The sequence below is a fragment of the Streptomyces sp. genome (assembly GCF_031178505.1).
Classification (GTDB): domain Bacteria; phylum Actinomycetota; class Actinomycetes; order Streptomycetales; family Streptomycetaceae; genus Streptomyces; species Streptomyces gulbargensis.
This window is the reverse complement of the sequence record NZ_JAPSIW010000180.1, coordinates 1-10,536: the sequence shown is the minus strand read 5'-3', so window position 1 is coordinate 10,536 and position 10,536 is coordinate 1. Positions and strand designations below refer to the sequence as shown.

The following is a 10,536-nucleotide window of genomic DNA, read 5'->3' as shown; positions in this document are numbered from 1 at the left end:
GGCCGAATGTCATGACGCCTCCCGACCGGGGGTGGGGGTCTTCTCCAGTCTAGGTCCGGAGGGCCCCGGCGACGCGTCCTACGCCGAGTGCCCCAGGTCCGCGGCCCGTACCTCCTCCGCGAACGGTTCGCCCCTGCCGTAGCGCGCCACCTCTTCCAGGGCCTGGTCGGCCATCCGGTGCAGTTCGTTGCCCAGCGAGCCCGCCACATGGGGGGTGAGGAGGACGTTCGGGAGGGTGTAGAGCGGGGAGCCGGGGGGTGGCGGCTCCGGGTCGGTGACGTCGAGGACCGCGTCGAGGCGGCCCGCGACGAGGTGGGGGAGGAGCGCCGGTTCGTCGATGAGGGAGCCGCGCGAGGTGTTGATCAGGGTGGTGCCGTCGCGCATCGCGGCGAGCTGCGCGGGGCCGATCATCCGGTACGTGGACGGCAGTTGGGGCGCGTGGACCGAGACGACGCTGCTGCGGGCGCAGAGTTCGTCCAGGCCGGTGAGCTCCACCCCGGGCGGAGGGGCCGTCACGTACGGGTCGTGGAGCAGGATCTCGAAGTCGAAGGGGCGCAGCAGCTCGATGACCCGGCGGCCGATGCGGGAGGCGCCGACGATGCCGACCGTGCGGCGGTGGTTGCCCCAGTCGGCGGACTCGGCCGGCCAGGCGTGGTCGGCGCGGAGTTCGGCGTACCGGCGGGCGGAGCGCAGGACCCGCTTCCCGGCGAAGAGGATCGCGGCGAGGGTGTACTCGGCGACCGGCAGCGCGTTGGCGGCGGCGGCCGAGGTGACGCGCAGGCCCCGGTCCCAGCAGGCGTCGGTGACGTGGTGCTTGACGGACCCGGCCGCGTGCACGACGGCCCGCAGGCGCGGTGCGCGGGCGAGTACCTCGGCGGTGAGTGGCGTTGCGCCCCAGCAGGTGAGGAGGAGTTCCGCCTCGGCGAGGGCGGCGGCGGCGCGCGGGTCGGGGGCGGTCAGGTCGTGGGCGACGAGGTGCGGATCGGTGCGGGCCAGGGCCGCGAGGCGGGCGCGGTGGTCCTCGGTGAACAGGCGGGCGTCGACGCCCGGGCCCATCGCGAGCAGCAGGGCGGGGCGGTTGTCGGTGGTCGGGTGCATCCTGGGACCTGGGCTCCTCACTTGACGCTGCCGGCGGTCAGACCCGCCTTCCAGTGGCGCTGGAGGGAGACGAAGGCGATGACGAGGGGGACCACGGCGAGCAGGGATCCGGTGACGACGAGGGGGTAGTGGCCGGGTTCGGCGTGGGCGTTGCTGTTCCACGCGTACAGGCCGAGGCTCAGCGGGAAGAGCTCCTGGTCCGAGAGCATCACCAGGGGGAGGAAGAAGTTGTTCCAGATGGCGGTGAACTGGAAGAGGAAGACCGTCACGAAGCCGGGCATGACCATGCGCAGACCGATGGACCAGAAGGCGCGCAGTTCGCCTGCGCCGTCGATACGGGCGGCCTCCAGGGCCTCGTCGGGGATGTAACCGGCGCAGAAGACCCGGGAGAGGTAGACACCGAACGGGTTGACGAGGACGGGGAGGAGCACCGCCGCGTAGGTGTTGACGATGCCGACCTCGCTGGCGAGCAGGTACATCGGCAGGGCGAGCGCGGTGGTGGGCACGAGCACGCCCATGAGGACGAGCCCGAACAGCTTCTCCTTGCCGCGGAAGTCGTGGACGTGGAAGGCGTATCCCGCGGCGACGCTGATGAGCGCGCAGGCGAGGGCGCCGACGCCCGCGTAGAGCAGGCTGTTGGCGTACCAGTGGAAGTAGATGCCGTCGTGGTGGGCGGCGAGGCGGGAGAGGTTGCCGCCGAGGTCGAAGCCCTCGAAGGAGAAGGCGTTCCCGGCGAGGAGCCCGCCGGCGTCCTTGGTGGCGGCGGTCACCAGCCACACCAGGGGGAAGAGCGTGTAGACGACGGCCAGGAGGAGGGCGCCGTTGACGGCCGCCCGCGACAGCCAGACGGAGGGGGTACGGGGGCCGCTCATGCCGTCCGGCCTCCCTTCCGGCGCCCGGTCAGCCGCGTCACGGCGAAGGAGAGCAGCGCCGCCGTCAGGGCGAGGAGCACGGAGGCCGCCGCGGCGAGTCCGTAGTCGTTGCGGTCGAAGGCCGCGGTGTAGGCGTACATGTTCGGCGTCCAGGTGGAGGTGACGGCGGAGCCGGTGCCCTTGTTGAGGATCAGCGGCTCGGTGAACAGCTGGAGGGAGCCGATGACCGTGAAGAGGCCGACCATCGCGAGCGAGGCCTTGATGAGCGGGACCTTGATGGAGAGGGCGACGCGCCAGGAGCCGGCCCCGTCGACGGTGGCCGCCTCGATGACGGACCGGTCGATGGCCTGCAGGGCCGCGTAGAAGATGACCATGTTGTAGCCGAGCCACTCCCACAGGGCGATGTTGACGACGGAGGGCAGGGCTCCTTCGGGGGAGAAGAAGTCGAAGCCGATCCCGCCGGCCTCCATCGCCTTCACCACCGGGCTGAGCTGGGGCGTGTAGAGGTAGACCCAGATGAGGGCCGCGATGATGCCGGGCACGGCGTGCGGCAGGAAGAGGGCGAGCTGGAAGAAGCGGCGGGCGCGGGCGAGCGCCGAGTCCAGGAGGAGCGCGAGCGCCAGGGCCCCGGTGAGGAGCAGGGGGATGTGGAGCAGGCAGTAGCCGATGAGGACGAGGAAGCCCTCGCGGAAGGCCGGGTCACCCAGCGCCGCGCGGTAGTTGCCGAGACCGGTGAAGACGGTCTCGGCGCCGCCGAAGCCCAGCCCGGACTGCTTCTCGGTGAAGAGGCTGAGCCAGACCGCGTAGCCGATCGGCAGCACCATCACCGCGGTGAACAGGAGGAAGAAGGGGGCGAGCAGGATCGCGGCGGCGCGGGTGCGGGCCTTCATCCGGTCAGCCCTCGACCTTCAGGCCGCGCCGGGTGAGTTCGGCGACGGTGGCGTCGTGGCCGGCCTTGACGGCGTCGGCGAGGGTCGGGCCGCCGGGGGCGATGCGGCCGAAGACGTCCTTGACGGCGGTGTTGGTGGTGCCGGTGGTGGGACCCCACGCCCAGTGCGGGTTGATGGAGGCGCCGGAGGCCTCGAAGAGGGCGTAGATGTCCTGGCCGCCGAAGAAGCCGGCGTCGAAGGCCTTCCTGGCGACCGGACGCAGGGCGGTGGCGGCGGGGAAGGCGCTGGAGGTGCCGGAGGAGATGCGGGCCGTGACGCCCTCCTCGGTGGTGGACATCCACTCGGCGAAGGCCACCGCGGCCGCCTTCCGCTTGCTGTCCTTGGTCACGGCGAAGGTGGAGCCGCCGAGCATGCCGCTGGCGGGCCTGCCGTCCCAGCTGGGCAGGGGGGCGACGGCCCACTTGCCGCTCTGCTCGGGCAGGGTGCCCTTGAGGACGCCCGCGCCCCAGGACGCGCCGAGGTAGCCGAAGGTGGTGCCGTTCTTGAGGGAGCCGGTCCACTCAGGGCTGAAGGAGGCGTTCTTGTGGACGAGGCCGTCGTCGACGAGGCCCTGCCAGTAGGCGGTGACCTTGGTGGTCGCCGGATCCGTGGTGTCGATCTTCCAGGTGTCGTTCTCGGCCTTGAACCACTGGGCGCCGGCCTGCCAGGCCATGGCCTCGAACGTGGTCGGGTCGTCGGGGAAGAAGGTGGCGATCCGGGCCTCGGGGTCGGCCTTCCTGACCTGTTCGGCGGCCTTCCGGAACGCGTCCCAGGTGGTGGGGACGGGGATCTTGTACCGCTCGAAGAGGTCCTTGCGGTAGTAGAACGCCTGCGGGGCGGCGTCGAAGGGGACGGCCCAGGTCCTGCCGCCGAGGGTGGTCAGTTCGACGGCCTGGGGGAGCAGCTTGGCGCGGTCGGCCTCGGTGAACTCGTCGCCGATGTCCTGCAGGGCGCCGGAGCTCACGAACTCGGGGAGCGAGGGGTACTCGATGGAGACGAGGTCGGGGGCGTTGCCCGCCTTCACGGCGTTGGAGATCTTGGCGTAACCGCCGGCGGTGCCGGAGGGGATCTCCTCGAACCTCACCTGGATGTCGGTGTGGGAGGCGTTGAAGGCGGCCACCGCCTCCCGGGTGCCCTTGGCCCATCCCCAGAAGGTCAGGGTCACGGGCCCGTTCGGTCGGTCCGCGGTGTCCGCACCGCCGCCGCAGGCCGTGAGGACGGCCAGGGCGGCGGCGGTGCCTGCGGCGAGGCGGGTCGTTCTGCTCCAGCTGAGGCTCACGGCACGGCTCCTGATCGGCGGCGTGGACGGGGTTGGCCGTGATCCTGTGACCGTTCCTGAACGAAGTCAAGAGCGAAAGATTGATTGATCGAAAAAAGATCAGAACGATCAGGCTCCGGCGCTCCCGCACGAATCCCGCACGCGCAGCGTCGGCAGCAGGCTCAGGTGGCGGCGCGCCGCGTCCTCGCCCGGGGCCTCGGTGAGCCGCTCCACCAGCAGCTGCGCCGCGTGCCGGCCGACCTGCCGCTTGGGCGGGGCGACCGCCGTGAGCGGGGTGTCCGCGAGGGCCGCGACCTCGTCGTCGTACGCGATCAGGGCCAGGTCCCGGGGCACCCGCACCCCCAGCTCCCCGAGCCGCCGGGCGATCTCGATGGCGTCCACGTCGTTGTGCACGAGCGCCGCGCTCGCCAGGCCCGAACCGACCGCCTCGTGCAGCGCCCGCACCGCCCGCTCGAAGCCCTCCGGATCCGCCTGCGCGGGTGCGGAGTCGATGACCGGCCGCGGCTTTGCCAGGCCCAGCGTGCCGAGCGCCTCCGCGTACCCGGCCCGCACCGCCAGGGCGGTGGGCGAGTCGCGGCGGGCCACCAGCAGGGGCGTGGCGTGGCCGAGCCCGAGCAGGTGCCGCAGCGCCAGCAGCACCCCGTGCGCGTGGTCCGAGGCCACCCGGTCCAGGCCGTCGAGCGGGCTCCCCGGCTCGGCCCGCCGCTCCAGGAGCACCGCCGGTACGGGCAGTTCCGCCAACCAGTCCCCGTAGGCGAGCCGGTCCTCGGGGCCGCGCCAGCCCGGCGCCACGAGGACACCCTCGGCGCCCGCCGCGAGCAGGCCCTCGGTGCGCGCCCGGTCCTCCTCCGGCCGGTAGTCCGAGACGCGCAGCACCAGCCGGGCGCCGGCCCGCGCCGCCGCCTCGTGCGCGCCCCGGATCACCTCGGCGAAGTAGTACGTGGCGGAGGGTGCGAGCAGGCCCAGGACCAGGCCCTCGCCGCGCGGGCCGTCATCCGCGCCGGGCGCCGCGCCCGGTGCGGCGCGGGGCCAGGAGACCTGGCCGTGCACCCGGTCGAGCAGGCCCTTCGCGGCCAGCGCCTCGACGTCCCGGCGGGCGGTGACGGGGGAGACGCCGAGCAGGGCGGCCAGGTCGGAGACGCGGGCGGTGCCGCGTTCGCGCACCAGGGCCAGCAGTCGGTCGTGTCGTTCGGCGGCACTCTCGCGCACGTGCGGTTCCCCCTCGCGGTGGTGGTGGTTCCCCGACTGTAGAGCACGATGATCGAACGGCGGGAATTTCGATCATTCGCTCCAGTTCCCTTGACGTTCGATCGGAGGGTCTCCAGGATGCCGGGCGACGCGGACGTCACCCCAAGGGGAGCCGAGCCTCAGGGAGCAGCATGCCCAGCCCGCCCGAGAACCGTGAGCTCAGCCCGTACACCGGATGGACCCGTGCCCACTGGGAGACGGCCGCCGACCGGCTGCTGCTCGCCGTCCGGCCGTACGCCTCGCCCCACAAGGCCCTCATCGGTCTGCCGGGCCCGCGCCCCAGCCGCTCCGGCGCCCGCTCCGACGGCCTGGAGGGCTACGCCCGCACGTTCCTCCTCGCCGCGCTCCGTGTCGCCGGCTCCGGGGGGCACGACCCCCACGGCCACCTCGACCGGTACGCCGAAGGCCTCGCCGCCGGAACCGCCGCACCCGGCACGGACGGTCCCGACTCGTGGCCGCTGCTGGCCGGCACCCGCCAGGCCGTCGTGGAATCCGCCTCCGTCGCCCTCGCCCTGCGCCTCACCCGCCCCTGGCTCTGGGACCGGCTCGACGACGCCACCCGCCACCGCACCGCCGACTGGCTGCTCCCCGCCCTCGGCCCGTCCCCCGTCGACAACAACTGGTGGCTGTTCGGCCTCACCGTCGCCGGCTTCCTCCAGGACACCGGCATCGCCACCGGCCGCGCCGCCGCCACCGCCGACCGCTCCCTGGCCCGCATCGAGGACTGGTGGCGCGGGGACGGCTGGTACAGCGACGGCGACAACCGCGCCTTCGACCACTACAACGCCTGGGCCCTGCACTTCTACCCGGTCCTCCACGCGCACCTCGCCGGCGACCGTGCCCTTCTCGACCGGTACGGGCCCCGGCTGCGCACCCATCTCGACGCCTACGTCCACCTCTTCGACGCCTGCGGAGCCCCCCTCCCGTACGGGCGTTCCCTGACCTACCGCTTCGCCGCGGCCGCCGCACCCTGGCTCGGCACCCTCACCGGACACACCCCGCTCAGCCCCGGTGCCACCCGCCGGCTCGCCTCCGGAGCCCTGCGGTACTTCCACGAACGCGGCGCCACCGACGCGCGCGGCCTGCTCACGCTCGGCTGGCACGGCCCACACCCGCCGCTGGCCCAGGACTACTCCGGTCCCGGCTCCCCCTACTGGGCGGCCAAGGGTTTCCTCGGACTGCTGCTCCCGCCGGACCATCCCGCCTGGACCGACCCCGAGGAACCCCTGCCCGCCGAACGGGCCGACACGGTCCGCCCTCTCGCCCCCGCCGGGCTCCTCGTCCAGACCACCGCCGCCGACGGTCTCGTACGCCTCCACAACCACGGCAGCAACCACGTCCACGCCGTCCCGGGCGGCGAGGACGACCCCGGCTACGCCCGCCACGCCTACTCCACCCGTACGGGACCCACCGCCGCGCCCGCCCCCGCGGACAACCACTTCGCGCTGCTCGCGGACGGGAGGCCGACCACCCGCGGCCCCGCCACCCCCGCCGGTACCGGCCCCCGCTGGGCCGCCTCCTCGCACACCCCGCTGCCGGGCGTGACCGTCCGCTCCGCGACCCTCGCTCACGGCCGCGCCGAGGTCCGCGCCCACCTCGTCCTCGGCGCCCCGGAAGGGACACCCGTACGGCAGACCGGCTGGGCCACCACCCCCGGCGGCCCCCGCGCCCAGCTCCACCCCGTCCACGGCTTCCCCGCCGGAAGCACGGCCACCGAACTCCCCACCGGGGAAACCCTTCAGGGCCCCGGCAGCCACACCCTCGCCCTGCACGGCACGACGAGCGGCCCCGCGAGCCTCTTCGTCGCCCTCGCCTCGCTCACCGGCATCCCCGACCCGGCCCCCGTCACGGACCTCGCGCGCGTCCGGGTCACCGGCCCCATGCTGCACGTGACCTGGCCCGACGGCACCACCGACCGACTGGACCTGGGCACCCCCGGCGCGACGGAGGCCCGTGGTGCCACCGGGGCCCCGGGTCCCGCGCCGTCCGCCGCCCCCTGCGTCGAAGGCCACGAGGGCCCGCGCACCGGGTGAGCGCCACCCGGGCGGGCAGCCCGGCCGGTGACCACGGCACCGGCGCGGACCGGCACGGGGCCGGCCCCACCCCGCGTACGTACCGCTCTACTTCGGCCCGTACTTGCGTCCCGCCCGGGAGGAGACCCCGCCCAGCAGACCGCGCGGTGCCAGCTTCACCACACCCATGAGGGCCTTGTAGCGCGGGTCGGGGATCGAGAGCGTCTTCCCGCGCTCCAGGTCCGTGAGCGCCGCCGCCACCAGACGGTCGGCGTCCAGCCACATCCAGCCCGGGATGCTGTCCGTCCCCATCCCGGCCCGCTGGTGGAACTCCGTCCGCACGAAGCCGGGGCAGAGCGCCATCAGCCGCACCCCGCTCCCCGCGAGGTCCCGGGCCGCGCCCTGGGTGAACTGCACGACCCACGCCTTGGACGCCCCGTAGGTGCCGCGCGGCACGAAGGCGGCGACCGAGGCCACGTTCACCACCCCGCCCCTGCGGCGCTCCTTCATCGAGGCCGAGGCGGCCGAGGTGAGGCGCAGCACCGCCTCGCAGTGGACCCGCAGCATCTTCAGCTCGTCGGCCATGGACACTTCGAGGAAGCGGCCCTTGTTGCCGAAGCCCGCGTTGTTCACGAGCAGGTCGACCGGCTGCCTGCGGTCGGAGAGCCGGGCCTCGACGGCCGCGATCCCCTCCTCCTCCGACAGGTCCGCCGCCAGGACCTCGGCCTCCACGCCGTGCCGGTCGTGCAGCTCGGTCGCCTGCTCGCGCAGCCGCTTCACGTCCCGGGCCACGAGCACGACGTCGTGGCCGTCCGCCGCCAGTCTCCGTGCGAAGGCGGCCCCGATGCCCGCGGTGGCGCCCGTAATCAGTGCAGTCGTCATGACGGAACCGTAGTGCCCGGCCCGCCGTCAGGCGCCCTCGCCCTCGGTCCCCTCCCCGGCGGCCCCGGCCTCCTCGGACGCGTACTTCTCCGCGTACTGCCGGGCCACACCGAGGAGTCCGGACTCCATCCACGGGGCGGCGGCCAGGGTGGCGGGCAGCAGGCTCCGCTCGGTGGTCACGGCCCGGTGCAGGAACGCGACCGTCACCTCGTGTCCGGGCCGGTGCACCACCGTCACGGGGTCCCCGGCCCGGATCTCGCCCGGCTCGATCACCCGCAGCAGCGCGCCGGGCCCCGCGTCCGACTGCGTGAACCGCTTCACCCAGCCCTTCTCCTGGAGGAAGCCGGCGAAGGTACGGCACGGGATGCGGCCGCCGGTGACCTCCAGGACCACCTGGTCACCGATCCGCCAGCGCTCCCCGACCAGGGCGCCGTTCACGTCGACGCCCCTCAGCGTGAGGTTCTCGCCGAAGGAGCCGTTGTCCAGCTCGCGGCCGAGCTCCCGCTCCCACCGGTCCAAATCCTCACGGGCGAAGGCGTACACCGCACGGTCGGCGCCGCCGTGGAACCTCAGGTCGCAGACGTCGTCCCCGGCGACCCCGCTCGCGCCCGCCCCGTCCCGGTCCGGCGACTCGATCCGTACGGGCCCTTCCACGGGCCGCTTGTCGATGCCCGTCCTCCCCGAAGGGGCGTCGGTGTAGTCGACGGTCTTCGCCCGGCCCGCGTTCACACTCAGCAAGAACATGACAGCACCCTAAGCGGCTCGGCCCCGATCCTTCTCAAAGATTCTCGTGAAGAATGAGAGATCATCCCAAGCGTCACTTATGCTTGAAGCATGATCGAGGCCCGTCACCTCCGCGTCCTGCGCGCCGTCGCCGCGACCGGCTCCTTCTCCGCCGCGGCACGTGAACTGGGGTGCACCCAGCCGGCCGTCAGCCAGCAGATGAAGGCCCTGGAGGCCTCGGCGGGTACGCCGCTACTGGTCCGCACCGGCCGGGAGATGCGTCTCACCCAGGCCGGTGAGGTCCTCGTCCGCCACGCCTCCGGCATCCTCGCGGGGCTGACCGCCGCAGAGGAGGAGGTCGCCGCCATCGCCGGCCTCCGCGCCGGCCGCGTCCGCCTCGTCTCCTTCCCCAGCGGCAGCTCCACGCTCGTCCCCACCGCGCTCGCCGCCCTCCGCGCGGACCACCCCGGCACGCGCGTCTCGCTGGTCGAGGCCGAGCCGCCCCGCTCCGTCGAGATGCTGCGCGAGGGCGACTGCGACGTGGCCCTCGCCTTCCGTTACGGCCCCGGGCCCTCCGAATGGGACGACCTCGTGGTCCGCCCGCTCCTCACCGACCGGCTCGTGGGCCTGGTCCCCGAAGGGCACCGGCTCGCCGGCGCGGGCGCGGTGGGCATCGGTGAACTGGCCGAGGAGTCGTGGATCGCGGGCTGCCCGCGCTGCCGCCGCCAGCTCGTGGACGTCTGCGAGCGCGCCGGCTTCACCCCCCGGATCGACTTCGCCACCGACGACTACCCGGCCGTGGTCGGCCTGGTCGGCGCGGGTCTGGGCGTCGCGGTCCTCCCGGAGCTCGCCATCGAGTCCGTACGGCCCAAGGGCGCGCGGACCGTCACGGTCGAGCCGGCCGTGGAGCGGGAGATCGTGGCGCTGACCCTGCCCGACCTCGCCCAGGTCCCGGCGGTCGCGGCCACCCTGGAACGGCTCACCCGCGCCGCATCGCGCGCGTAGGCGCGGACGGGCGCGGGCGCGTCTCGGCAGGTGTACGGGTCCGGCGGTCGCGGCCTACCTGGACAAGCTCACGGGTGTACGGGCCGGGCGCAGGGACGCGGGGACGGCGCGGGGCACGGTGGTTCCCGCGCGTCGCCGAGGCGTTCCCGGCGCGGCGTCCGGGCCCTGTGCGGGCCCCGGTGCGCTGCGGTCCTGTACGGCACGTTCCGGTCCGGCCCTGCCCGGGCCGACCGGTTGCGGTCCCTGACGGGACCGGTTCCTCTGCTGAAACGTTCCTTCAGTTGTGGCCGGTGTGGCCGGTGTGGCCGGTGTGCCCGGCGGTCGGTCGGCCCATGGCCGACGCGGGCGCGGACGCCGTGGTCGCGGAGCCCGCCGTCATCAGGCGGTTGCGCGCGCGTCCCATGAGCTCCTCGCGCTCGTCCTCGGTGAGGCCGCCCCACACGCCGTAGGGCTCCCGCACGGCGAGTGCGTGGGCCGCGCACTCCGCG

General features: G+C 73.8%; 10 protein-coding genes. 2 read left to right on the top strand and 8 right to left on the bottom strand.

Annotation, left to right across the window (positions count from 1 at the left end):
• Window positions 1–78 precede the first annotated feature (78 nt).
• From RIF68_RS14800 to RIF68_RS14780, 5 genes are all read right to left on the bottom strand, one after another.
• Entirely contained in the window at window positions 79–1,098 is a 1,020-nt protein-coding gene (locus RIF68_RS14800; RefSeq protein ID WP_309051701.1) for a hydroxyacid dehydrogenase, read from the bottom strand.
• A 17-nt stretch (window positions 1,099–1,115) separates the two neighbouring features.
• Window positions 1,116–1,970 carry a carbohydrate ABC transporter permease gene (locus tag RIF68_RS14795; protein WP_309051700.1) on the bottom strand — a complete coding sequence of 285 codons (855 nt, stop codon included), beginning with the start codon at window positions 1,968–1,970 and terminating at the stop codon, window positions 1,116–1,118.
• Entirely contained in the window at window positions 1,967–2,860 is an 894-nt protein-coding gene (locus RIF68_RS14790; RefSeq protein WP_309051699.1) for a sugar ABC transporter permease, read from the bottom strand. The genes RIF68_RS14795 and RIF68_RS14790 overlap by 4 nt, the downstream gene beginning before the upstream one ends.
• Window positions 2,861–2,864: 4 nt before the next feature.
• On the bottom strand, window positions 2,865–4,178 hold the full coding sequence (locus RIF68_RS14785; protein WP_309051698.1) for a sugar ABC transporter substrate-binding protein: 1,314 nt from the start codon (window positions 4,176–4,178) through the stop codon (window positions 2,865–2,867).
• Between the two features lie 108 nt (window positions 4,179–4,286).
• Window positions 4,287–5,387 carry a substrate-binding domain-containing protein gene (locus RIF68_RS14780; protein ID WP_309051697.1) on the bottom strand — a complete coding sequence of 367 codons (1,101 nt, stop codon included), beginning with the start codon at window positions 5,385–5,387 and terminating at the stop codon, window positions 4,287–4,289.
• Between the two features lie 170 nt (window positions 5,388–5,557).
• Here RIF68_RS14780 and RIF68_RS14775 point away from each other — a divergent pair, with 170 nt between their 5' ends.
• Window positions 5,558–7,459 carry a DUF2264 domain-containing protein gene (locus RIF68_RS14775; RefSeq protein WP_309051696.1) on the top strand — a complete coding sequence of 634 codons (1,902 nt, stop codon included), beginning with the start codon at window positions 5,558–5,560 and terminating at the stop codon, window positions 7,457–7,459.
• 87 nt (window positions 7,460–7,546) lie between these two features.
• Here the strand turns inward: RIF68_RS14775 and RIF68_RS14770 are convergent, their stop codons facing one another.
• Together RIF68_RS14770 and RIF68_RS14765 are read right to left on the bottom strand one after the other, a co-directional pair.
• A complete protein-coding gene (locus RIF68_RS14770) occupies window positions 7,547–8,320 on the bottom strand; it encodes an SDR family oxidoreductase (RefSeq protein ID WP_309051695.1) in 774 nt (257 codons plus the stop codon).
• 27 nt (window positions 8,321–8,347) lie between these two features.
• Window positions 8,348–9,064 carry an MOSC domain-containing protein gene (locus RIF68_RS14765; protein ID WP_309051694.1) on the bottom strand — a complete coding sequence of 239 codons (717 nt, stop codon included), beginning with the start codon at window positions 9,062–9,064 and terminating at the stop codon, window positions 8,348–8,350.
• A 90-nt stretch (window positions 9,065–9,154) separates the two neighbouring features.
• On the opposite strand from RIF68_RS14765, the gene RIF68_RS14760 reads away from it, so the two are divergent.
• Entirely contained in the window at window positions 9,155–10,048 is an 894-nt protein-coding gene (locus tag RIF68_RS14760) for a LysR family transcriptional regulator (RefSeq protein WP_309051693.1), read from the top strand.
• Window positions 10,049–10,325: 277 nt separating this feature from the next.
• Here RIF68_RS14760 and RIF68_RS14755 read toward each other — a convergent pair.
• Window positions 10,326–10,536, bottom strand: a 211-nt coding sequence (locus tag RIF68_RS14755; RefSeq protein ID WP_309051692.1) for a WhiB family transcriptional regulator, incomplete at its 5' end; no start/stop codon positions are given.